At 56.0% G+C, this 23,807-nt stretch carries 22 protein-coding genes and 2 tRNA genes; 19 read left to right on the forward strand and 5 right to left on the reverse strand.

Annotated features, from left to right (window positions below):
• Positions 1-110: 110 nt before the first annotated feature.
• The 6 genes from BEI65_RS24295 (at position 111) to yjfF (ending at position 5,137) form a co-directional block, all read left to right on the forward strand.
• Positions 111-187: transfer RNA gene (locus tag BEI65_RS24295), tRNA-Asp, on the forward strand.
• A gap of 53 nt (positions 188-240) precedes the next feature.
• Positions 241-316: transfer RNA gene (locus BEI65_RS24300), tRNA-Trp, on the forward strand.
• Between the two features lie 318 nt (positions 317-634).
• Entirely contained in the window at positions 635-1,591 is a 957-nt protein-coding gene (ytfQ, locus tag BEI65_RS24305) for a galactofuranose ABC transporter, galactofuranose-binding protein YtfQ (protein ID WP_099065438.1), read from the forward strand.
• Between the two features lie 23 nt (positions 1,592-1,614).
• Entirely contained in the window at positions 1,615-3,129 is a 1,515-nt protein-coding gene (gene ytfR / locus BEI65_RS24310; RefSeq protein WP_099065439.1) for a galactofuranose ABC transporter, ATP-binding protein YtfR, read from the forward strand.
• Positions 3,130-3,146: 17 nt separating this feature from the next.
• The gene (ytfT, locus tag BEI65_RS24315; RefSeq protein ID WP_198404506.1) at positions 3,147-4,148 is read left to right on the forward strand and encodes a galactofuranose ABC transporter, ATP-binding protein YtfT; all 1,002 of its coding nucleotides are present in this window, start codon (positions 3,147-3,149) and stop codon (positions 4,146-4,148) included.
• Positions 4,145-5,137 (forward strand): galactofuranose ABC transporter, permease protein YjfF, encoded by a 993-nt coding sequence (gene yjfF / locus BEI65_RS24320; protein ID WP_099065441.1) that lies wholly within the window; start codon positions 4,145-4,147, stop codon positions 5,135-5,137. Before ytfT ends, yjfF begins: the two co-directional genes overlap by 4 nt.
• A 4-nt stretch (positions 5,138-5,141) precedes the next feature.
• On the opposite strand, the gene hdfR is transcribed toward yjfF, so the two are convergent.
• Complete coding sequence (gene hdfR / locus BEI65_RS24325) at positions 5,142-5,969, reverse strand: HTH-type transcriptional regulator HdfR (protein ID WP_099065463.1); 828 nt, start codon at positions 5,967-5,969, stop codon at positions 5,142-5,144.
• A 119-nt stretch (positions 5,970-6,088) separates the two neighbouring features.
• Between hdfR and BEI65_RS24330 the strand changes: the two genes are divergently transcribed.
• Positions 6,089-6,427 (forward strand): DUF413 domain-containing protein, encoded by a 339-nt coding sequence (locus tag BEI65_RS24330; RefSeq protein WP_085119975.1) that lies wholly within the window; start codon positions 6,089-6,091, stop codon positions 6,425-6,427.
• Positions 6,428-6,454: 27 nt separating this feature from the next.
• Here the strand turns inward: BEI65_RS24330 and BEI65_RS24335 are convergent, their stop codons facing one another.
• Positions 6,455-7,978, reverse strand: coding sequence for a YifB family Mg chelatase-like AAA ATPase (locus BEI65_RS24335; protein ID WP_099065442.1), 1,524 nt, complete (start codon positions 7,976-7,978; stop codon positions 6,455-6,457).
• Positions 7,979-8,319: 341 nt separating this feature from the next.
• Between BEI65_RS24335 and BEI65_RS24340 the strand changes: the two genes are divergently transcribed.
• The 10 genes from BEI65_RS24340 (at position 8,320) to BEI65_RS24385 (ending at position 18,703) form a co-directional block, all read left to right on the forward strand.
• On the forward strand, positions 8,320-9,552 hold the full coding sequence (locus BEI65_RS24340; protein ID WP_099065443.1) for an MFS transporter: 1,233 nt from the start codon (positions 8,320-8,322) through the stop codon (positions 9,550-9,552).
• Between the two features lie 133 nt (positions 9,553-9,685).
• Positions 9,686-9,784: an ilv operon leader peptide gene (gene ilvL, locus BEI65_RS24345; RefSeq protein WP_015962288.1), complete on the forward strand. Its 99-nt coding sequence runs from the start codon at positions 9,686-9,688 to the stop codon at positions 9,782-9,784.
• 142 nt (positions 9,785-9,926) lie between these two features.
• Positions 9,927-11,573, forward strand: a complete 1,647-nt coding sequence (ilvG, locus tag BEI65_RS24350) for an acetolactate synthase 2 catalytic subunit (protein ID WP_099065444.1) — start codon at positions 9,927-9,929, stop codon at positions 11,571-11,573.
• A complete protein-coding gene (gene ilvM / locus BEI65_RS24355; RefSeq protein ID WP_012147433.1) occupies positions 11,570-11,827 on the forward strand; it encodes an acetolactate synthase 2 small subunit in 258 nt (85 codons plus the stop codon). Before ilvG ends, ilvM begins: the two co-directional genes overlap by 4 nt.
• 21 nt (positions 11,828-11,848) lie before the next feature.
• Positions 11,849-12,775 carry a branched-chain amino acid transaminase gene (locus tag BEI65_RS24360; RefSeq protein WP_099065445.1) on the forward strand — a complete coding sequence of 309 codons (927 nt, stop codon included), beginning with the start codon at positions 11,849-11,851 and terminating at the stop codon, positions 12,773-12,775.
• A 116-nt stretch (positions 12,776-12,891) separates the two neighbouring features.
• Positions 12,892-14,742, forward strand: a complete 1,851-nt coding sequence (gene ilvD / locus BEI65_RS24365) for a dihydroxy-acid dehydratase (protein ID WP_099065446.1) — start codon at positions 12,892-12,894, stop codon at positions 14,740-14,742.
• A gap of 5 nt (positions 14,743-14,747) precedes the next feature.
• Positions 14,748-16,292, forward strand: coding sequence for a threonine ammonia-lyase, biosynthetic (gene ilvA, locus BEI65_RS24370; RefSeq protein WP_099065447.1), 1,545 nt, complete (start codon positions 14,748-14,750; stop codon positions 16,290-16,292).
• A 113-nt stretch (positions 16,293-16,405) separates the two neighbouring features.
• A complete protein-coding gene (locus BEI65_RS24375; protein ID WP_099065448.1) occupies positions 16,406-17,401 on the forward strand; it encodes a hypothetical protein in 996 nt (331 codons plus the stop codon).
• A gap of 44 nt (positions 17,402-17,445) precedes the next feature.
• Positions 17,446-17,976 carry a hypothetical protein gene (locus BEI65_RS24380; RefSeq protein WP_232519154.1) on the forward strand — a complete coding sequence of 177 codons (531 nt, stop codon included), beginning with the start codon at positions 17,446-17,448 and terminating at the stop codon, positions 17,974-17,976.
• A 25-nt stretch (positions 17,977-18,001) separates the two neighbouring features.
• Positions 18,002-18,703 carry a DUF2461 domain-containing protein gene (locus tag BEI65_RS24385; RefSeq protein WP_099065450.1) on the forward strand — a complete coding sequence of 234 codons (702 nt, stop codon included), beginning with the start codon at positions 18,002-18,004 and terminating at the stop codon, positions 18,701-18,703.
• Here BEI65_RS24385 and ilvY read toward each other — a convergent pair.
• Positions 18,698-19,582 carry an HTH-type transcriptional activator IlvY gene (ilvY, locus tag BEI65_RS24390; protein WP_099065451.1) on the reverse strand — a complete coding sequence of 295 codons (885 nt, stop codon included), beginning with the start codon at positions 19,580-19,582 and terminating at the stop codon, positions 18,698-18,700. The genes BEI65_RS24385 and ilvY overlap by 6 nt on opposite strands.
• A gap of 236 nt (positions 19,583-19,818) precedes the next feature.
• Between ilvY and ilvC the strand changes: the two genes are divergently transcribed.
• A complete protein-coding gene (gene ilvC, locus BEI65_RS24395) occupies positions 19,819-21,294 on the forward strand; it encodes a ketol-acid reductoisomerase (RefSeq protein WP_099065452.1) in 1,476 nt (491 codons plus the stop codon).
• 197 nt (positions 21,295-21,491) lie between these two features.
• Here ilvC and BEI65_RS24400 read toward each other — a convergent pair whose 3' ends face one another.
• Both BEI65_RS24400 and BEI65_RS24405 read right to left on the reverse strand, forming a co-directional pair.
• On the reverse strand, positions 21,492-22,424 hold the full coding sequence (locus BEI65_RS24400) for a sugar kinase (protein ID WP_099065453.1): 933 nt from the start codon (positions 22,422-22,424) through the stop codon (positions 21,492-21,494).
• Between the two features lie 166 nt (positions 22,425-22,590).
• Positions 22,591-22,794, reverse strand: coding sequence for a 2-hydroxymuconate tautomerase family protein (locus BEI65_RS24405; RefSeq protein ID WP_004951695.1), 204 nt, complete (start codon positions 22,792-22,794; stop codon positions 22,591-22,593).
• Between the two features lie 143 nt (positions 22,795-22,937).
• Here BEI65_RS24405 and pdeH point away from each other — a divergent pair, with 143 nt between their 5' ends.
• Positions 22,938-23,723 (forward strand): cyclic-guanylate-specific phosphodiesterase, encoded by a 786-nt coding sequence (pdeH, locus tag BEI65_RS24410; protein WP_099065454.1) that lies wholly within the window; start codon positions 22,938-22,940, stop codon positions 23,721-23,723.
• Positions 23,724-23,807: the final 84 nt, after the last annotated feature.

Here is a 23,807-nt window from a genome sequence, read left to right on the forward strand (position 1 = left end):
TAGGACACTGCCAGGCATCAATTAAACGTTATCGGTTTGACACCCGGTAATGAGCAGGATCGCCATGAGCGGTTTTGCCACATCGAAAGATGTAACGTGAAAGAACCGGTGGAGCGGTAGTTCAGTTGGTTAGAATACCTGCCTGTCACGCAGGGGGTCGCGGGTTCGAGCCCCGTCCGTTCCGCCACTTATTTAAATTATGCCTGCTAATTTTAGCAGGCATAATGTTAAGCATGATTTAGGGGCGTAGCTCAGTTGGTAGAGCACCGGTCTCCAAAACCGGGTGTCGCGAGTTCGAGTCTCTCCGCCCCTGCCATATTAGGAACCCTTTGCGAAAGCGAAGGGTTTTTTTTGCTTTCTACTTTTCCTAAATCCTCGCTATTCCCCTGATAAATTGCCTAAAAACCCTACCAAACCTGTTCCCAATTTAGACATTTTTAGCTGGATCCATGTACAAAATGGTTGTTCTCCCGTGATGTGATGCCGCTCATTATTCCTGCCTGATTTTCGACTACACCTAATGGGTGTCCGAGTCTTTGGATACCTAGTTCACCAGAAAAATATGCAGCATACACAACAACAGTTACCGCTGTCTGAGGCCACCAGGAGCCAGGGCAGTGCGGGGAGAACAAACATGGTTAAACGTCTGCTGTTAGCGGCCGCCATCACTGGCGCATTGATAAGTACGGTACAGGCGGCACCGTTGGTCGTCGGTTTTTCTCAGATTGGTTCCGAATCTGGCTGGCGCTCTGCGGAAACGAAGGTTTCGAAACAGGAAGCGGAAAAGCGTGGTATTACGTTAAAAATCGCCGATGCGCAGCAAAAACAGGAAAACCAGATCAAAGCGGTCCGATCCTTCATCGCCCAGGGTGTTGATGCCATTTTCATTGCACCGGTAGTCGCCACCGGGTGGACTCCGGTACTGCAAGAGGCCAAAGAGGCCAAGATCCCGGTATTCCTGCTCGACCGGATGATCGAAGTGAACGATCCCTCGCTGTATACCGCAGCCGTGGCATCCGACAGCGTGCATGAAGGCAAGGTTGCAGGCGAATGGCTGGTTAAAGAGGTCGCCGGCAAGCCTTGTAACGTGGTGGAACTGCAAGGGACCGTGGGCTCCAGTGTCGCCATCAACCGCAAGAAAGGCTTTGCCGACGGCATAGCCACCGCTGCCAACGTTAAAATCATCCGCTCACAATCCGGCGACTTTACCCGCAGCAAGGGCAAAGAAGTGATGGAAAGCTTTATCAAGGCCGAGCAAAACGGCAAAAATATTTGTGCGGTGTATGCGCATAACGACGACATGGCGATCGGTGCTATTCAGGCAATCAAAGAGGCGGGCTTAAAACCGGGTTCACAGATCAAAATCGTCTCTATCGACGGTGTCCCTGACATATTCAAAGCGATGATGAATGGTGAAGCCAACGCCACGGTCGAACTGACGCCAAATATGGCCGGCCCGGCGTTTGATGCGTTGTTGGCGATGAAGAAAGATGGCACTCAGCCGCCGAAGTTTATCCAGACCGAATCGAAACTGCTGCAGCCGGATACCGCGAAACAGGAATTTGAGCTGAAGAAAAGCATGGGCTATTAATCCACTCACCGGCGGGACAGAAGATGGTCACATCTCAAACCACGTTATTGGCGATTAAGGGATTATCCGTTGAGTTTCCTGGCGTTAAAGCGCTGGAGCAGGTTGATGTCACGTTACAGCGCGGAGAGATTATGGCGCTGCTGGGTGAAAATGGCGCGGGGAAATCTACGCTAATCAAAGCGCTAACCGGGGTTTATCAGCGTTCCGCCGGTGAGATATTGCTGGAGGGTACCGCCATTGCTCCACAGAGTACTGCACAGGCGCAGCTGCTGGGGATTGGTACGGTTTATCAGGAAGTTAACTTGCTGCCGAACATCTCGGTGGCGGCTAATTTGTTCATTGGCCGTGAGCCAACGCGCTTCGGCCTGGTCGATCAAAAAAAGCTGCTGCACCAGGCCCGGCAGCTTTTGCTGGGGTATGGATTACAGTTGGATGTCAGTCAGCCATTGGGCAATTACTCCATTGCGATCCAGCAGATTATCGCTATCGCGCGGGCGGTCGACTTGTCGGCCAAAGTTCTGATCCTGGATGAGCCAACTGCCAGTCTGGATGCCAAAGAAGTCAGCATGTTACTGGGTATTCTCGGCCAGCTCCGCAGCCAGGGCATGGGGATGATCTTTGTCACCCACTTCCTCGATCAGGTTTACCGTATTTGCGATCGCATCACTGTACTGCGCAACGGTAAGTTAGTGGGGACCCGAATTACCGCTGATTTACCGCGTCTGGAATTGGTACAGATGATGCTTGGCCACGCGTTTGACGAGTCGCTGCTTAAACGAGGTGAGCACGCGCCAACGGATGCGCCATCCCTGGTCGAATTCAGGGGTTATGGACGACGCGGCATGGTTGAACCCTTTGATCTGCAAATCCGTCCGGGCGAGATTGTAGGCTTGGCCGGTCTGCTGGGCTCTGGCCGCACGGAAACGGCTCAGCTGATATTCGGCATCAAACCGCGTGATAGCGGCAGTGCGAAAGTTGAGGGTCGTACGGTGAACATCCGCACGCCCCGTAAAGCTGCCAGCCTCGGTTTTGGTTATTGCCCGGAGGACCGAAAAACCGACGGGATTGTCGGTGCTGCGACGGTAAGGGAAAACATCATTCTGGCCCTGCAGGCGCAACGCGGTTGGTTAAAACCGTTATCGTTGCGGGAACAAACCCGTATTGCCGAGGATTATATCCAACTGTTGGGCATTCGCACGCCGGGGCCGGAGCAGCAGATCCAATATCTGTCCGGCGGAAATCAGCAGAAGGTGTTGCTGTCTCGCTGGCTGGCGACCAAACCGCGCTTTTTGATCCTGGACGAACCAACGCGCGGCATTGACGTTGGCGCGCATGCTGAAATCATCCGCTTGATCGAAAAACTCTGTGATGAAGGGCTGGCGTTGCTGGTGATTTCGTCCGAACTGGAAGAGCTGGCGGGCTATGCCGATCGTATCCTGGTGCTACGCGACAGAAAACATGTGACGCAGCTTGAGCATGACGCCATTACGGTACCTGCGATCATGCAGGCGATAGCCGCGCAACAGGGGGCCGAATGAACCTCAGGAGTTTCTCCATGACCGGTGGACCACGTAAAGTCAGATGGGTCTTCCCCGCAGGGGCGACACAACTGGGGGCGCTGGCGGTGATTTTGTTGATCGACAGCCTGGTCGCCCCGAATTTCTTTTCCATCCACATTCAGGATGGTCGACTGTTTGGCAGTGTGATCGACATTGTTAACCGTGGCGCGCCGGTAGCGTTATTGGCATTAGGCATGACGTTAGTGATCGCCACCGGTGGTATCGACCTTTCGGTGGGGGCCGTGATGGCTATTGCCGGTGCCACGGCCGCAACGCTGACCAGCGCCGGTTATCCGCTGGGTTACGTGCTGGCGGCTGCCTTGGCGGCGGGTGCGCTGTGTGGCCTGTGGAATGGCTTTCTGGTGGCGGTGCTGCAGATACAGCCGATTGTCGCCACGCTGATGCTGATGGTGGCCGGTCGCGGTATTGCGCAACTGATCACCGAAGGACAAATCGTCACCTTTGAACGAGAAGGGTTGGCTCGGCTTGGCAGCGGTGCGCTGATGTATCTACCGATGCCAGCGATCATTGCCGCAGTGATGCTGCTGTTGATCTGGCTGCTGACGCGTAAAACGGCGCTGGGGCTGTTTATCGAAGCCGTGGGCATCAATCTGCGCTCGGCACGCAACGCGGGGGTCAGTACACGCTGGGTGGTGATGGCGGTATATGTCATCTGCGGACTCTGTGCTGCGGTGGCCGGGATCATCGTCACGGCGGACATCCGCGGTGCAGACGCCAACAATGCCGGGCTGTGGCTGGAGCTGGATGCAATCCTGGCGGTGGTGATTGGTGGCGGCTCATTGCTGGGCGGGCGTTTTAACCTGCTGTTGTCGGTGGTGGGGGCATTAATCATTCAGGGGATGAATACCGGTATTCTGCTGTCCGGCTATCGGCCGGAATTTAATCTGGTGCTGAAGGCGATCGTGGTGCTGGCGGTGCTGATGGTGCAATCACCCAGCGTCTCGTTGCGCCAACTGCTTAGGAGAAGAAAGCCATGATCAAACGTAATCTTCCACTGTTGATTACTGTCCTGGTGTTCCTTTTGGGCTATGGTTTTTGCCTCACTCAGTTCCCCAGTTTTGCTTCAACGCGGGTATGGTGTGACTTGCTGACCGACAACGCCTTTCTTGGCATCGTTGCGGTAGGCATGACGTTTGTGATCCTTTCCGGCGGTATCGATCTGTCGGTCGGCTCGGTGATCGCCTTCACCGGGGTGCTATTGGCCAAATTGATCGGAACCTACGGTATTGCACCGGGCTATGCGTTTGTTATTGCGCTGCTGATGGGCGCTTCGTTCGGCGCATTGATGGGCTGGATTATTGATGTACTGAAACTTCCGGCGTTTATCATCACGCTGGCTGGAATGTTCTTCGTGCGGGGCATGAGTTTTATCGTCTCGGAAGAGTCGATTCCCATTGATCATCCGTTGTATGCCGCGCTGGCGAACTATGCCTGGAAACTGCCGGGCGGTGGCCGCTTTACTCTGTTGGCGTTGGTGATGCTAATGGTGGTGGCGGTCGGCATAGTGTTAGCGCACCGCACCCGCTTTGGCCACAACGTCTACGCCATCGGCGGTAACCGGGTGTCTGCGGCACTGATGGGCGTGCCTGTGCAGCGTACGACGGTGCTGATTTATATGCTCTCAGGCACATTGGCAGCCTTGTCCGGGATTATTTTCTCGTTGTATACCTCGGCAGGCTACGCGCTGGCCGCCAGCGGCGTGGAGCTGGATGCCATTGCCGCGGTAGTGATTGGTGGCACCTTGTTGACCGGCGGGGTCGGTACCGTGCTGGGTACGCTGTTTGGCGTGCTGATCCAGGGGCTGATTCAGAGTTACATCACTTTCGACGGTACGCTCAGCTCCTGGTGGACCAAAATCGTTATCGGCATCCTGCTGTTCTGCTTTATCGGCCTTCAGAAGGCGATGAGCGCGTTTTGGCTTGGCAGACGAACCAAACCCCGCCATCCTCGTCTGAAGCCGTTATAGCGCCTCATGCTGTGGTATTTAAAGGTATTTTCAACAGTTGGCGGATCAACGGCTGTTGGTCGCTATTTTGCAGCCAAACGGCGTACAGCGGGCGGATAATCGGCGGGATATCGGCGGTGGCGGCCAACTGCGGATAGTCCTTCTCCCATTGGCTGGGCAGGAAGGCACAGCCGCCGGTGGTTTCCAGCAGTTGTCGGGTCAGGTGTGCGGAGGTGGTGGTCAGCACCGGCAGGGTATCCCCTTCCAGCATACGGCTTTCCTGTTGGTGGAAATCCGCCCCCCATTCCAGCTTGATATAGGGCATCGGCGCCTGTTTATCACGCAGGGTGGAGGAGAACAGCCGCAGCGAAAAATTGCCCAATAGCTGGCTGGCCAGTTCATCCATCTTGGGTGGCTCGGTGGTAATGAGCAAATCGAGCTGCCTTTCATGCAGCTGTTTTACCAAAGAGTGCCGTAATGCCACCCTGGCTTCCAGTTGTAACGCCTCACGTTGTTGATACAGCGATTGCAGCCACGGGGTCAGATAAGCTTCCCACAGCGACGCGGTGGCACCGATGGACAATTCGGTATGCTGCAACGAACGCACCACCTCTTTTTTTGCCAATTGCCAGGTCATCATCAGGCTCTCAGCATAAGGCAGAAGCCGCTCCCCAGCTGGCGTCAGCCGGATATTGTTACGATGACGAGTGAATAAATTCGCGCCCAATTGGGTTTCTAACTGGCGGATACGAAAACTGACGGCAGACTGCGTTAAGTACAAGGATTCTGCAGCTCGGCCAAAGTGACGCGTTCTACTGACCTCCAAAAAGGTTTTCAGTAATTCGGTATCCACACCCATCTCCAGAAATTTTTATCGTTAAGATTTAAATGTTTTGTTTTACACAATGTCAAGCCTATCTAATACTCCGCGCCATAAACAGCACGGCCATGAGAGAATTAGGAGCGTGTCAGATGGCGGATAGCTTCACCACGACCAATCGTTTTTTTGATAATAAACATTATCCTCGCGGGTTCTCCCGTCACGGCGATTTCACCATTAAAGAAGCGCAATTACTAGAGCGTTTCGGGTATGCGTTCAACGAGCTGGACGCAGGCAAACGTCAGCCGGTCACTGAAGAAGAACAGTTGTTCGTCGCAGTGTGCCACGGTGAGCGTGAGCCGGTTACCGAGCAGGAAAAAGTATGGGCTAAATATCTGGTGCGCACACGCCGCCCGAAAAAATTCCATACCCTGTCCGGCGGCAAGCCGCAGGCTGATGCGGTGGAAGATTACACCGACAGCGACGACTGATATCGATGGGGCCTTTGGGCCCCATTTTTATTCCAGGCTGCGGTGCAGCTGCAGCAACAGGCGGTCCATACTGCGGTAGCCAAGCGCTTCGCTCAAATGGCGCTTATCAATCTCCCGATCCCCCGCCAAATCTGCCAGTGTGCGAGCCACTTTTAAAATCCGTTGCCAGGCGCGAACCGATAATCCCAATTTGTTTAACGTCGTCTCAAGAAAGTCCGCATCTGCCTCGCTCAGTGCGCAATCCCGTTCAACCTCGTGATTATTCAGCAGGGCATTGATCTTCCCGGCACGTTCGAGCTGCCTTTCACGTGCCAACAGCACCCGCTCCCGTACCTGTGCGCTACTTTCACCGGCGATGCGTCGTTTGCTTAGCACGCCCGGTGGCAGCAGCGGCACCTCAATCGATAAATCGAAGCGATCGAGGAACGGCCCTGAAAGCCGTCCGAGATAGCGCAGCACCTGTTGTGGGGACGCGCGGTTGTGCATGCCCTGATAATGCCCGGTCGGGCTGGGGTTCATGGCCGCGATCAACTGTACCCTGGCCGGAAAGCAGACCTTGGCCGTGGCGCGTGAAATGACGATCTCGCCAGACTCCAGCGGTTCACGCAGGGCATCCAGCACCCGTCTTTCGAATTCAGGTAACTCATCAAGAAACAGCACGCCGTTGTGCGCCATGGAAATCTCACCCGGTCGCGGCAGTGAGCCGCCACCAACCAGCGCGGCCATCGAAGCACTGTGATGCGGTGCACGAAACGGCCGCTGTCGCCACGGCAGCGCTTGCGCGGGATGGTGCAGCAGGCTGGCGACGGCGATGCTCTCCAGCGCCTCACGGTCGGTCAGCGGGGGCAGCAGGCCATTCAAACGGCTGGCCAGCATGGTCTTCCCGGTCCCCGGTGGGCCGACCAGCAGCAGGTTGTGGCCCCCGGCGGCGGCGATCTCCAACGCCCGTTTCGCCTGTTCCTGGCCCAGAATATCTTGCAGATCGGCAGGCTCCTGCATCGTTTCCGTTGCCGGCGGTGCGCTGGCTGCCGGTAAGTCACCCTTGCCCAACAGAAAGGCACACACCTCCAGCAGGTGTTCTGCCACAAGGGTTTCGCTCTGGGTAATCAACCCCACCTCCCGGCCATTGGCCGCGGCCAAAATCAATTGCCTGCCCGCATCCAGCGCCGCTAACGCAGCGGGTATCGCGCCACTGACTCCCCGTAGTGCACCGGATAACGCCAACTCTCCCAGGAACTCATAACGCGCCAGCTTATCGGCCGGCAACTGTTCGGAGGCCGCGAGGATCGCCAGAGCAATCGGCAGGTCGTAGCGGCCGCCTTCCTTGGGCAGGTCGGCGGGGGCCAGATTGACGGTGATGCGCCGGGCGGGAAAGGTGAAGCCGTTATTGATCAGGGCACTGCGCACCCGATCGCGGGCTTCTTTCACCGTGGTTTCCGGCAGGCCGACCATGGTCAGGCCGGGTAATCCGTTGCTGATATGCACTTCCACCGTAACCGACGGGGCCTGAACGCCCAGTGTGGCTCGGGTATAGATAACCGCCAGTGCCATGTTGCTCTCCTTGCTGAAGGCAACATGATGCGGGAGATGGGCCAGCGGAGTGCGGCAAGCTTGGGGTATTTGCGTGCTGAGTCGTAATTAAAATTATCAATTTCATAAAGATAACGAATTTTTGTGCAGAGCTGCGCAAAGGGTGGCAATACCCCCTAACAATTGCGTGAATGCTGCAACAAATTAGCAGGCTAACCAAGTTGCGGTGAGAGGGGGAATGGGTGTATTTAACAATTGATTAAAATAAAAATCACTTCGTTAACAAACTCCGACCGCCGTCGCCTTCCGACACGGCAGCCGCTAAACCTCATGACCTCGTATTCCAGAGTAGGGATAACACTATGTTTGGTTGGACCCCGCTGCAACGCAATGCAGCCATCGCCAGCTTTTCAAGCTGGACGCTTGATGCTTTCGATTTTTTCGTGCTGGTCTTTCTGCTCAGCGATATCGCGCAATCTTTCCATGTCGGCATGGAGGAGGTGACGCTGGCGATCCTGCTGACGTTGGCAGTGCGCCCGATTGGCGCACTGATCTTCGGCCGGGCGGCGGAAAAATACGGCCGCAAACCGATTTTGATGCTGAATATTGTCTTCTTCTCGATCTTTGAGCTGTTGTCCGCTGCGGCACCGTCGTTGACGGTATTCCTGATACTGCGCGTGTTGTACGGCGTAGCGATGGGGGGGATCTGGGGCGTGGCATCGTCGCTGGCGCTGGAAACCATCCCAGACCGCTCGCGTGGCCTGATGTCGGGGATTTTCCAGGCCGGTTACCCCTTTGGGTATCTGTTGGCGGCGGTGGTATATGGCCTGCTGTTTGAGGTGATTGGCTGGCGTGGGATGTTCGTGATCGGCGCAGCACCGATTTTACTGCTGCCATTTATCTACTACTGCGTGCAGGAGTCGCCGGTGTGGCTGGCGGCGCGTGAACGCAAGGAAAGCAGTGCGCTGCTGCCGGTGCTGAAGAGCCACTGGAAGCTGTGCGGCTATCTGGTGTTGCTGATGGCGGCATTCAATTTCTTTTCGCACGGCACTCAGGATATGTACCCGGTATTTTTGAAAGTTCAGCACGGTTTCGACCCTAAAACCGTCAGTATCATCGCCATTAGCTACAATATCGCGTCAATTATCGGCGGTGTTTTCTTTGGTGCGCTATCGGAAAAAATTGGCCGCCGGAAGGCGATTATCATTGCTGCGCTACTGGCATTGCCGGTGATCCCGCTGTGGGCATTTTCCAGCGGCTCGCTGATGCTGGGCATTGGTGCTTTCCTGATGCAGTTCATGGTGCAGGGTGCCTGGGGCGTGATACCGACTTATCTCACCGAACTGGTGCCGGCCAATACCCGTGCGGTACTGCCGGGGTTTGTTTACCAACTGGGTAATCTGATTGCTTCGGTCAACGCCACGCTGCAGGCGACGATTGCCGAGCATCATGGCCATAATTACGGGCTGGCGATGGCGATTATCGCCGGCACGGTGGCCATCGTCATTGCGCTATTGGTGTTCTTGGGTAAGGACACGGGCAGCAAGGCGATCTCGGGCGAGGCGAAATCTTCGGGTGTACAGGCTAACGTTTGAAATCCGGGCATTTTGCACGAGGTATGACCAGATTGCGCCGGATAATAACGCAAAAAAAGTGTTGTCATGCCGCGCGGGACTATGGTACCTCTGTAGGTATTAGTTCGAAACGAGCACAGTGAACAAACTTATTATGAAAGCCTTTGCCCAAGTGATTAGCCTAGTCGTGATTAGCGTGGTGGTGATTATTATCCCACCGTGCGGGGCTGCACTTGGACGAAGAATGGCTTAGAAAACAAGCCGGAATCGCAAGAGAACCCCCGCACCGAAAGGTCCGGGGGTTTTTTATTGGCAAGAGAAAAGTGAAGCGAGGATAAGACAATGAATAACAGAACAAAATCCTGCGGTTGTCGAAGTAAGGCGGGGAAATAACTATGAATGGGGCTCAGTGGGTAGTACAAGCGTTGCGTGCACAGGGGGTTGATACGGTATTCGGCTACCCGGGTGGCGCAATCATGCCGGTCTACGATGCATTGTATGACGGCGGGGTGGAACACCTGCTGTGCCGCCACGAGCAAGGCGCCGCGATGGCCGCCATTGGTTATGCCCGCTCAACCGGCAAGGTCGGCGTTTGTATCGCCACTTCCGGCCCAGGCGCCACCAACCTGATCACCGGCCTGGCCGATGCGCTGCTGGATTCTGTTCCGGTGGTGGCGATTACCGGCCAGGTGGGTTCTGCACTGATTGGTACCGATGCCTTTCAGGAGATCGATGTCCTCGGCCTGTCTCTGGCCTGTACCAAACACAGCTTCCTGGTGGAATCACTGGACGCGCTGCCGGGCATCATGGCGGAAGCCTTTGCCATCGCCAGCAGCGGTCGCCCTGGCCCAGTGCTGATCGACATCCCGAAAGACATTCAACTGGCTCAGGGTGAATTACATCCGCACCTGATGCCGGTAGTGGAAGAACTTCATTACCCGACAGCGGAATTGGCGCAGGCCTTCGAATTGCTGGCGCAGGCACACAAGCCGATGTTGTACGTCGGTGGTGGGGTTGGCATGGCGCAGGCGGTACCGGCGCTGCGTGAGTTTATCGCGGTAACCCAAATGCCCAACGTTGCCACGCTGAAAGGGCTGGGCGCACCGGACGCGGAGCAGCCGTATTATCTTGGTATGTTGGGTATGCACGGCACCAAAGCCGCCAATCTGGCGGTACAGGAATGCGATTTGCTGATTGCCGTTGGCGCGCGTTTTGACGATCGCGTGACCGGCAAACTGAATGCTTTCGCCCCGCACGCCAAGGTGATCCACATGGATATCGACCCGGCGGAAATGAGCAAATTGCGTCAGGCACACGTGGCACTGCAGGGGGATTTGAAAGCGTTGTTGCCAGCGTTGCAGCAGCCGCTGAATATCACCGCCTGGCAGCAGCGAGTGGTTGAACTGAAAGAAACCCATGCCTGGCGCTACGATCACCCAGGCCAGCCGATCTACGCGCCGCTGCTGTTGAAGCAACTGTCCGAGCGCAAGCCCGCTAACAGCGTTATCACCACCGACGTCGGCCAGCACCAGATGTGGACTGCACAGCACATGACCTTTGAACGTCCGGAGAATTTCATCACCTCCAGCGGTTTGGGCACCATGGGCTTTGGCGTCCCGGCCGCAGTTGGCGCCCAGATGGCCCGCCCGGAGGATACGGTGATCTGCGTATCGGGCGACGGTTCGTTCATGATGAATGTGCAGGAACTGGGCACCATCAAACGCAAACAGTTACCGCTGAAAATCGTTCTGCTGGATAACCAGCGCTTGGGGATGGTTCGCCAGTGGCAGCAACTGTTTTTTGACGGGCGCTACAGTGAAACCAACCTTTCCGATAACCCCGATTTCCTGATGCTGGCCAATGCCTTCGGTATCCCCGGCCAGCGTATCACCCGTAAAGATCAGGTCGCAGGCGCGCTCGATGCCTTATTCAACAGCGAAGGGCCTTACATGCTGCATGTATCGATCGATGAGCTTGAAAACGTCTGGCCGCTGGTGCCGCCGGGTGCCGGTAACGAAACCATGTTGGAGAAAATATCATGATGCAGCATCAACTCTCGATCCAGGCCCGTTTTCGCCCTGAAATGTTAGAGCGCGTATTGCGCGTCGTGCGTCATCGTGGCTTTCAGGTTTGTGCTATGAATATGGCAACGGCTGCAAACACCGACAAGATTAATATTGAATTGACCGTTGCCAGCCAGCGCCCGGTGGATCTACTGTCATCTCAGTTGAGCAAACTGATGGATGTCTCCTGCGTTGAGATCCAGCAACAAACATCACAACAAATACGCGCCTGATGCGCGAGAAGGATAAGAATAATGACGAAGAAAGCCGATTACATTTGGTTCAATGGTGAGATGGTTCCCTGGGCTGACGCCAAAGTGCACGTGATGTCGCATGCGTTGCACTACGGCACTTCGGTGTTTGAAGGGGTCCGTTGCTACGACTCCCATAAAGGTCCGGTGGTCTTCCGTCACCGTGAACATATGCAGCGCCTGCATGACTCGGCAAAAATCTACCGCATGCCGGTATCGCAAAGCGTTGATGAGCTGATGGAAGCCTGTCGCGCCACGCTGCGTAAAAACAATCTGGTCAGCGCTTATATTCGTCCGCTGGTGTTTGTCGGTGACGTCGGCATGGGAGTAAACCCACCGGACGGTTACAAAACCGACGTGATTATCGCGGCGTTTCCTTGGGGCGCGTATCTGGGTGAAGAGGCGCTGGAACAAGGCATCGATGCAATGGTTTCGTCCTGGCACCGTGTGGCACCGAATACCATCCCAACCGCGGCCAAGGCCGGTGGTAACTATCTTTCCTCCCTGCTGGTGGGCAGTGAAGCGCGCCGCCACGGTTATCAGGAAGGGATTGCGCTGGATGTGCACGGCTATATTTCCGAAGGCGCAGGTGAGAATCTGTTTGAAGTGAAAGACGGCGTGTTGTTCACCCCGCCGTTTACTTCTTCCGCGCTGCCGGGCATCACCCGTGACGCCATCATCAAGCTGGCGAAAGACATGGGCTTTGAAGTGCGTGAGCAGGTGTTGTCACGCGAGTCGCTGTACCTGGCCGACGAAGTGTTCATGTCCGGTACCGCCGCAGAAATTACCCCGGTTCGCAGCGTTGATGGCATCCAGGTCGGCATTGGTAAATGCGGCCCGGTGACCAAACAGATCCAACAGGCGTTCTTTGGCCTGTTCACTGGCAAGACCGAAGACAAGTACGGTTGGCTGGATCCGGTAAATCCATAATTTACCCATCGCCTTTTAAGCTGAAGCTTGAAATTCATAGGGTAAATTGACAGACAGATAAGAATATCCAGGCGGTTCGTTCGCCGCCTGTAATAAATACATTTGGAGTGAAGAGCATGCCTAAGTACCGTTCCGCTACCACCACCCACGGCCGCAACATGGCAGGTGCCCGCGCATTATGGCGCGCGACCGGAATGACCGACGACGATTTTGGTAAACCCATTATTGCGGTGGTCAACTCATTTACCCAGTTCGTTCCGGGCCATGTGCATCTGCGTGATTTGGGCAAGCTGGTTGCAGAACAGATCGAAGCTTCAGGCGGCGTCGCCAAAGAGTTCAACACCATTGCGGTGGATGATGGTATCGCCATGGGCCACGGCGGCATGCTCTATTCCCTGCCGTCGCGCGAATTGATCGCCGACTCGGTTGAATACATGGTGAATGCCCACTGCGCGGATGCGATGGTGTGTATCTCCAACTGCGACAAAATCACCCCGGGGATGCTGATGGCGTCACTGCGCCTGAACATTCCGGTGATTTTCGTTTCCGGCGGCCCGATGGAAGCCGGCAAAACCAAGCTGTCCGACAAGATAATCAAGCTGGATTTGATCGACGCCATGATCCAGGGTGCCAACCCGAACGTCAGCGATGCCGACAGTGCGCAGATCGAACGTTCCGCCTGTCCGACCTGCGGCTCCTGTTCCGGTATGTTCACCGCCAACTCGATGAACTGCCTGACCGAAGCGCTGGGCCTGTCTCAGCCGGGTAACGGCTCGCTGCTGGCGACCCACGCTGACCGTAAGGATCTGTTCCTCAACGCCGGTAAACGCATCGTTGCGCTGACCAAGCGTTACTACGAGCAGGACGACGAAAGCGCACTGCCACGCAGCATTGCCAACAAGGCCGCATTTGAAAACGCCATGACGCTGGATATCGCCATGGGCGGCTCGACCAACACCGTATTGCACCTGTTGGCGGCGGCTCAGGAAGGCGAGATCGATTTCACCATGGAAGATATCGATCGTCTGTCACGCAAGGTACCGCACCTGTGCAAAGTGGCGCCAAGCACCCAGAAATACCATATGGAAGACGTACACCGTGCCGGTGGCGTACTGGCCATCCTGGGCGAGTTGGATCGTGCGGGTCTGTTGAACCGCGACGTCGACAACATCCTGGGCCTGAAGCTGACGGAAACGCTGAATCAGTACGACATCATGCTGACTCAGGACGAAGCGGTGAAGAAAATGTTCCGTGCCGGCCCGGCAGGTATCCGTACTACTCAGGCGTTCTCGCAGGATTGTCGTTGGGACACGCTGGACGATGATCGCGCAGAAGGCTGTATCCGCTCGCTGGAAAATGCCTTCAGCCTGGAAGGTGGCCTGGCCGTACTGTACGGCAACATGGCACTGGACGGCAGCATTGTAAAAACCGCCGGTGTCGACAAAGACAACCTGACCTTCCGCGGTCCGGCAAAAGTGTACGAAAGCCAGGACACCGCGGTGGAGGCGATCCTCGGCGGCAAAGTGGTTGCCGGCGACGTAGTGGTGATCCGCTACGAAGGGCCAAAGGGCGGGCCGGGCATGCAGGAAATGCTCTATCCGACCACTTACCTGAAATCCATGGGGCTGGGTAAAGCCTGTGCGCTGATCACCGACGGCCGTTTCTCCGGCGGTACCTCCGGCCTGTCTATCGGCCACGTTTCTCCGGAAGCGGGCAGCGGTGGCCTGATTGCGCTGATTGAAGATGGCGACATGATCGACATCGATATTCCAAAACGCAGCATGATACTGGACGTGACGGACAGCGAACTGGCGGCACGCCGTGAAGTTGAACTGGCACGTGGCGATCAGGCCTGGACACCGAAAAATCGTGAGCGCCAGGTTTCCTTCGCTCTGCGCGCCTACGCCACACTGGCGACCAGCGCCGACAAAGGTGCCGTGCGCGACAAGAGCAAGCTGGGAGGCTAAGCACCATGGCGGAATCGCAACCCCTACCCGACGCCCCCTGTGGCGCGGAGTATTTGCGAGCGGTGCTCCGCTCGCCGGTTTACGAGGTGGCTCAGGTCACCCCGCTACAGGCCATGAGCAAAATCTCTTCGCGCCTCGGCAATACCATTTTGGTGAAGCGCGAAGATCGTCAGCCGGTGCACAGCTTCAAGCTGCGCGGGGCTTACGCGATGATCGCCAGCCTGAACGAAGAACAAAAGGCGCGCGGCGTGGTGACGGCTTCGGCCGGCAACCATGCGCAGGGCGTGGCCTACTCTGGTAAACGCTTAGGGATCAAAACGCTGATCGTGATGCCGGTAACCACCGCGGACATCAAAGTGGATGCGGTGCGTGGCTTCGGCGGCGAAGTGCTGTTGCACGGTGCCAATTTTGATGAAGCCAAGGCCAGAGCGATTGAGCTTTCGCTCAAGCAGGGCATGACCTTTGTGCCGCCGTTCGACCACCCAACGGTGATCGCAGGGCAGGGCACGCTGGCGATGGAACTGCTGCAGCAAGACGCGCACCTCGACCGGGTATTTGTGCCGGTGGGCGGTGGCGGTCTGGCGGCGGGTGTAGCGGTATTGATCAAGCAACTGATGCCGCAAATCAAAGTGATCGGCGTGGAGGCGGAAGACTCCGCCTGCCTGCGTGCGGCGCTGGATGCCGGACATCCGGTGGATCTGGCCCGCGTTGGGCTGTTTGCCGAAGGTGTGGCAGTAAAGCGCATCGGTGATGAAACCTTCCGCCTGTGCCGGGAATACCTGGACGACGTGATCACCGTCGACAGCGATGCCATCTGCGCAGCGGTCAAAGATCTGTTTGAAGACGTGCGTGCCATTGCCGAACCCTCCGGTGCGCTGGCACTGGCCGGGCTGAAAAAGTACGTACAGCAGCACAACATCCAGGGTGAGCGTCTGGCGCACGTGTTGTCCGGTGCCAACCTGAACTTCCACGGTTTGCGCTATGTGTCGGAACGCTGCGAGTTGGGCGAACAACGCGAAGCGCTGTTGGCCGTGACCATTCCAGAACAGAAGGGCAGCTTCCTGAAGTTTTGCCAACTGCTGGGCGGGCGCTCGGTCACCGAGTTCAACTACCGCTATGCCGATGCAGATAACGCCTGCATTTTCGTCGGTGTGCGTCTGACGCGCGGCCATGCCGAACGACTGGAAATCATCGAAGAATTGCATGCCGATGGTTATCAGGTGGTGGACTTGTCCGACGATGAAATGGCCAAGTTGCATGTGCGCTACATGGTCGGTGGGCGGCCTTCGAAGCCGTTGCGCGAGCGTCTGTACAGCTTTGAGTTCCCGGAGTCACCGGGCGCGCTGCTGAAGTTTCTGCAGACCTTGGGCACCCACTGGAATATTTCACTGTTCCACTACCGCAGCCACGGCACCGATTTTGGCCGCGTGCTGGCAGGCTTTGAGCTGTCGCAGACCGAACCTGAGTTTGAGCAGCACCTGCAGGCGCTGGGTTACGATTGTCACGATGAAACCGACAACCCGGCGTTCCGCTTCTTTTTGCAGGGATGAGAAGAAATACATAAGTAATCGTGACCTATAAATCAGTTTATGGGTTGCGTAGTTGTGATTTTGTTGTGCATTTTTATACTGCCAAGACTTTTGACGTATAGGGATGCGCGACAATGACAACGGCCTTTTCTTCGCCATTTGGTTCTCCCGAAGATCAATTAACCCGCGCCGAGTTCGCTCGTATGCTCGGTAACAGCAATGTGCAGGAACTGTATCGGGATATTGATTTACAGGCCTTGCAGGACTCCCTGGACTGCAGCATCGCTTTTCATGGGGTGGGAATTATTTTTTCTGATGGCCAAAATTCGTATTTGGTCAGGCCGACCAAACATACCGGTTACTCAACGTCCTCGCAGGTCACTCACGTGGTGATCACCAAAACCGTTGCCCATACTTCGCGTACCGCGGCGACCAATACCCTGTCTGAGGCTTTGACCAAACCGAACGTCGGCAAAGAACTTGCGTCGGCGGCGCTATCTTGCGGCACACTGCTGGTCTCCGTTTTTTTACTGGCGTCGGGGAGCGTCGCGGTGCCCTTTACCGGCGGTACCAGTTCGGCGGTCGCCTATTTAGGCTATGCCGGCATGGCCGCCAGTGCCTTACAGTGTGGCAATGGCCTGTATCGTGTGAATAAGCTTTATGACGGGAAAGGCGATGAGCTTGCGCAGTTGGATTCGGAACAGTGGTATGTTGCTACCAGCACCATTTTGGACGTGATCTCTTTGGCGAGCGCAGGGGCCGCATTGAAAGAAGCGGCGATGACCTATCGCGCAATGCGAAGGGTTTCATCGCGTAAGGCGACGGAGTGGCTAAAAAGCATGCCCCGTAGTGAAAGAAAAAGACTCACTGAGAGCATCATACGGGCGGAGAATCCGGGTATTTCCAATCAAGTATTAAAACAGATGGTTAATGCGGGCTTATACCCGAAACGCTATCCAACGCAAGCCCTCCAGAACGGACTCCGACAGCAATTGCGGTCGGCGCTGAATAACTCTATGGCCTTTGTGGGCAGCGGTATCAGCGGTACTTTGTCCTCGCCGGTTAATGTGAAGGAAACGGGGCAATATTTTGTTGGGATCATGCAAAAATTACCGCAGATGGTGAGGTAATGTCAGACTGGATGATTAACCGCCTGATATCTCAAGGGCGAGAAATGGAACATCAAATCTTGCAGCGGGATCCGGCCGTCTATGCCGGCGTGGATGCGCAGCTAGATCAACATTTTCTGACGCCGGGGCAGCGTTTGTCGCCGCCGGGCGTGGGCAATGTCATGTTGCTGCTGATTTGTCTCACACTGGGAATGGCAGGAACCATGGGGCTATTGGCCGATTTGGCCTTTGCCGCAACCGGCCGTGCTTCGGCCGCCACACTGTTGGGCAGCGGTGCCGTCATGGCTGTGTGGATGACGCTGATTTTGTTTCAATTGGTTCAGGGTAAAAATGTCGGAGTGTTATTACTGAAATATTATCTCGGCATGCTGGCCGTGTTTTTGATCGGTGCAGTCGCGGCCTGGATAGCGAACATCACCGGTATGGCCAATGGCCTGATGTTGCTGTGTGCCTGCATTGGCGGGGTTATTTTCAGTAATCGGACGGTGTTTTATCTGTATGTTGCCTATTTCAGGACGCGCCGACGTGTTTTTGTAAAGCGCCGTTGGCAGATGGAAGCCATGCGTAACCCCTGATAGAAACCTCGTTACGGGAAGGAATATGACGCAACAATTTAACGGTTTTAGCCAGCAGGGCCTGAATTTTCTCCAGCAGGTGCGCGTCGAGAACGACAAGGAGTGGTTTGAGGCCAACCGCGGTGTTTACGATAGCGAACTGCTGACGCCGTTCCGTTCGCTGGTGGCGGAGTTGAGCCCGGCGATGTTGGCGATCGATCCCCTGTTCGAGACTCGTCCGGCGATCGGCAAAACGCTGTCGCGCATTCACCGTGACACGCGTTTTTCCCACGATAAATCGCGTTACCGCAGCCGCATGTGGCTGACGTTCAAACGGCCAAGCAAAGACTGGAAGGACGCGCCGGTGTACTTCTTCGAACTGGGGCCGGACATGTTGCGCTACGGGCTGGGTTATTACAGCGCCAACAAACCGACCATGGACCTGTTTCGCCATACGCTGCAGCGCCGACCGCAGCCCTTTTTGGAGGTCGCGGCCTGCTGTCAGCCACCGTTCGAGCTGGTGGGCGAAAGCTACAAGCGACCCTTGGTGAAAGAGCAGGCGGCGGAGATCGCCACCTGGTACAACCGCAAATCCTTTGCGGTAATGGCAACCGACAGTCAGGTAGAAAAGCTGTTCAACGCCGGTTTGGTGCAGACTCTGGCGCAGGGTTTCCTGCAACTGGAACCGCTCTACCATTGGCTGATGCAGGTAGAGGCGATGAAACAGGTCGATCCCTCTGACTTATGACAGTAAACGCCAGAAAGCGTCGATCAGCGGATCGCTGAGGCGTTTTTTCTGCACGCAGACCCCCAGTTCGAACGGCTCGACCATGGAAATATTTTCCAGCTGCGAGATGCGGTTACGCACCGGTTCCGGGCTATTTTCCACCACCACGCCGGGGATCAGCGCGATACCGCAGCCCAGCGCCACCATCGAAACGATGGCCTCATGGCCGCCAACGGTGGCGTAAATCAGCGGGTTGGTGATGCGCTGGCGACGGAACCACAGTTCGATGCGTTTTCGCGACGGGCCGTGCTCCGGCAAAATAAACGGAATATTGGCCCAGTCGGGCTGCTCGGCAAACGCCTGACTGCGTACTGCGCAGGGCAACGCCGGAGCAATCAGCACCAGCGGGATCTCGCCGATTTTGGTGAACGCTACGCTGGTGGGCAGGGTTTCGGGCCGGCCGGCAATGCCGAGGTCGGCTTCGTTGGACTGCACCTTGTCGACCGCATCGGCGGCATCACCGGTGGTCAGCTTGATTTCGACCAGTGGATGCTGCGCGCGGAAGCGATCGAGGATCGGCGGCAGGTGGCTGTAGGCGGCGGTGACCGAGCAAAATAGCCGTAACTCACCGCTTAGCGAAGGACCGTGTTGACCCAGCGAATGTTTCAGTTGCTGATATTGCAGCAGCGTCTGCTGGGCAAAATCTTTTAGCTGTTCACCGGCGTCGGTGAGCTGCACGGTGCGGTTATCGCGCAAAAACAGCGGCTGCCCGAGGATCTCTTCCAGCCGTTGGATCTGGCGGGAAAGCGTCGAAGGGCTGACGTGCATCGCCTTGGCGGTGCGGCCAAAGTGATGGCTTTCAGCCAGATGGAGGAACAGCTTTAAATCACGCAAATCCATATCAGTACGCTCGCAGCAAGAGTGTTGCATAAATTGCAATGTCACATTCGTAATATATCAATTTAAGCAACGCGTTTCCTGTTATACATTGAGTTCAACGAATCTCCGCACAGACAGGGCGGGGAATGAAAATAACATGCACCCTATGTATTTCAATGTGCAGCTAGTGCAGATAACAACGCTGCAATTTGAAAGACGACGGGTATGCAAGACACAACATCTAACGGAGTACCACCATGGCTAACTATTTCAACACATTGAACCTGCGTCAGCAGTTGGCGCAATTGGGTAAATGCCGCTTTATGGCACGTGACGAATTCGCTGATGAAGCCGGCTACCTGAAAGGCAAAAAAGTGGTGATTGTCGGCTGTGGCGCCCAGGGTCTGAACCAGGGCCTGAACATGCGTGACTCTGGCCTGGATGTGGCTTATGCCCTGCGTAAAGAAGCCATCGACGAAAAACGTCCTTCATGGCGTAAAGCGACCGAAAACGGCTTCAAGGTAGGGACCTACGAAGACTTGATCCCCCAGGCAGACCTGGTGGTTAACCTGACGCCAGACAAGCAGCACACCTCGGTAGTTCGTGCCGTACAGCCGCTGATGAAAGACGGCGCGGCGCTGGGCTACTCCCACGGCTTCAACATCGTTGAAGTGGGCGAGCAGGTGCGTAAAGACATCACCGTAGTGATGGTTGCGCCAAAATGTCCGGGTACCGAAGTCCGTGAAGAATACAAACGTGGTTTCGGTGTGCCGACCCTGATTGCGGTTCACCCGGAAAACGATCCTAAAGGCGAAGGCATGGCGATTGCCAAAGCCTGGGCAGCTGCGACCGGCGGCCACCGTGCGGGCGTACTGGAATCTTCCTTCGTTGCCGAAGTGAAATCTGACCTGATGGGCGAGCAAACCATTCTGTGTGGCATGCTGCAGGCGGGTTCACTGCTGTGCTTCGACAAACTGGTTGCTGAAGGTACCGAACCGGCTTATGCAGAAAAACTGATTCAGTTCGGTTGGGAAACCATCACCGAAGCGCTGAAGCAGGGCGGCATCACTCTGATGATGGATCGCCTGTCCAACCCGGCCAAACTGCGTGCCTATGCGCTGTCTGAGCAGTTGAAAGAGATCATGGCGCCTCTGTTCCAGAAACATATGGACGACATCATCTCCGGTGCTTTCTCCGGTGGCATGATGGCCGACTGGGCAGAAGACGACGTGAAACTGCTGAACTGGCGTGAAGAGACCGGCAAATCGGCGTTCGAGAATGCGCCACAGTTCGAAGGTAAAATCAGCGAGCAGGAATACTTTGACCATGGCGTACTGATGGTTGCTATGGTGAAAGCCGGTGTTGAGCTGGCGTTTGAAACCATGGTTGACGCGGGCATCATCGAAGAATCTGCTTACTACGAATCACTGCACGAACTGCCGCTGATCGCCAACACCATTGCGCGTAAGCGTCTGTACGAAATGAACGTGGTTATCTCTGATACCGCAGAATACGGTAATTACCTGTTCGCCAACGCGGCAGTGCCGCTGCTGAAAGAGTTTATGACGACGCTGCAGGCGGGCGATTTGGGTAAATCTGTTGCCGGTACTTCAGTAGACAACGCGCAACTGCGTGACGTTAACGAAGCGGTACGCAATCACCCAATCGAATCCGTTGGCCGCAAACTGCGCGGGTATATGACCGATATGAAACGTATCGCGGTAGCAGGCTAAATACCCGTCGTCTTTCAGGCTGTAGCGTTGTTACCTGCACTATCACACCCCAGTTACTTACTAAAGTAAGCGCCTGGGGATGAGATAGCTTGGCGCCTGGCTACAACCTGAAATCCCTAGGGTATTAAGATGGGTTTTCGAGTCCAATAAAAAGGCCAGCATCATTGCTGGCCTTTCGCATTTCTACGGAGCTGGAATCATTGCGGCATGGCCGCGAGTGGGATAATGGCCCCAGGGTACTGGATCACCGTGCTGGCGGTCAGATGACCGCGCTGCGCCGCCTGCACGGCATCACCGCCGGTTAAGCGTATCGCCAGATAACCGGCACTGAAGGAATCGCCCGCCGCGGTGGTATCCACCACTTTTTCTTTTGGTAAACGCACCGCCGGGATCTCAAATTCGCTGCCTTCGGCGCTAAATACCAGGCAGGAGTCTGCGCCGCGTTTAATCACTATTTCCGTCACGCCCAGCAGTTGGGTGCGCTGTACCACCTGTTCCACCGGGAGTTTACCCCACAGCAAGTCCTCGTCATCCAGCGTCAGGAAGGCAATGTCGGTACAGGCCAACACTTCGCGGTACGCCTGCTGCGTTTCTTCCCGGCTTTGCCACAGGCGGGGCCGATAGTTGTTATCGAAAATCACCTTGCCGCCGTTGGCGCGACACTGTCTTAGCAATGCCAGCAATTTGCTGCGGCTGGCGGCGTCGAGGATCGCCACGCTGATGCCGCTCAGGTACAGATAATCGAATTGGGCCAGTTGCTCGCACAGGCTCTCCGCCTGCGGGCCTGCCAGCCAGTAGCGAGCGGCCGCATCATTACGCCAGTAATAGAAGGTGCGTTCGCCGGCGTCATCGGTTTCAATCACGTACAGCCCCGGCAGTTTGTTTTCCAGCCGTTGGATCAGGTGGGTGTGGACCTTTTCCTGCTGCCAGGACTGCAGCATTTCCTGGCTGAAACTGTCGGTGCCGAGTGCGGTCACGTAATGCACCTGCAGCGCGCTTTCTGCCACCTGACGGGCGATATAGACGGCAGTGTTTAAGGTATCACCGCCAAAACCGCGGCTTAGGTCCGCGCCTTTCTGCGACAGTTCAATCATGCATTCGCCGATCACGGCAAGATTCTGGGTGGTCATAGTCAACGAGCCCTGGCTGAAAGAAGAAGGTGGATAGGGACGAAATACAGCCAGTCTCAATGCAAGGGGCGGGGGGAGTCAATGAAAATAAAACAACGTTTTAATTTATTTATGATCGCGATCGGGAAACTAAAAAGTTTCCCGATACGGACCCCATCTCTGCCCGCTATTTAGCCGCGGCGCGCAGGTCGGTGACGCTGTGGCCACCGATGCCCCAGTTGTCGGTTTCTACCTCATCAATCACCACCACGGTGGTGGCCGGGTTTTTCCCCAGCGTATCTACCAGCAGTTGGGTGACGCCGGCGATCAGCTGTTTCTTTTGCTCCGGCGTCGCGCCTTCGCGGGTAATTTTGATATTTACGTAGGGCATGGTTTTCTCCTTGGATGTGCATACGCTATTCAATGTAGAAGGCTTTCACCGCTGCTTAAAGTTTTATTGCCCGCTGCCGATAAATCTGAGGGGCGATCCTGCAGCCTGAGCATTTTCATTTCCCTTCGATGGCGATAGTACCAATGACAACCAAGATGACTTCGGGTCTGCTGGCGCCACTCCTCGCCGTATGCTCGCATATCAAGGCGCAGCATTATTGGCGGCAATGCCGACGGCAGTACACCTTCCAGCCGATCTACCGCACCTGTGGCGCTTTGCTGGCGCTGGAGTTGCTAACCGCGGTCTATCATCCGGCGGCGCCGGATAAGCCACTGTCCCCGGAGCATTATTTTGCCGCCCTCGACGTCCGTAAGCGTCTGCAGATCATTCAGGAACAGCTGGAACTGCTGCAGTATTGGCAGCCGCTGCTGAGTCGGCATGGGCTGATGGTCTCGGTCAATATCGACGGTATTGCACTGCAGGCGTTGCAGCAGCACGGCGCGTTGCAACGGCAGATTGCCAGCATGCCCTATCTGCGCTTTGAGCTGGTGGAGCACGCAGGGATGGCGTTAAACGGCCCGTTGCAGCAGATTGCCGGGGCAGAACGGCTGTGGCTGGATGATTTCGGCAGTGGCCTGGCGAACTTCTCTGCGGTCAGCACCTGGCGTTATCAATACATTAAGGTGGCGCGTGAGCTTTTCACCTTGCTCAAACAGACAGAGGACGGCGTCCAGTTGCTTTCCACCCTGGTCAAAATGATGAATCAACACAGCGAAGGGGTGATCGTCGAAGGGGTGGAGACCGAGCAGGAATGGTTGCTGGTGCAGCGCTCTGGCGCACTGGCTGCTCAGGGTTACTATCTGTCTCGCCCGGCCCATTTCGATACTCTGCAAACCTTGCCTACGCAATTTTCCATGCCTGCCGCCTGATACCTGTCTCCCGCTAAAGCGTGAACTCTTGCCTATCCTCGGCTAGGCTTGGTAAAGCCACTTATCAATTTATGGGTAAGTTAT

The sequence above is a fragment of the Serratia sp. BW106 genome (genome assembly GCF_002607755.1).
Taxonomy (GTDB): Bacteria; Pseudomonadota; Gammaproteobacteria; order Enterobacterales; family Enterobacteriaceae; genus Serratia; species Serratia proteamaculans.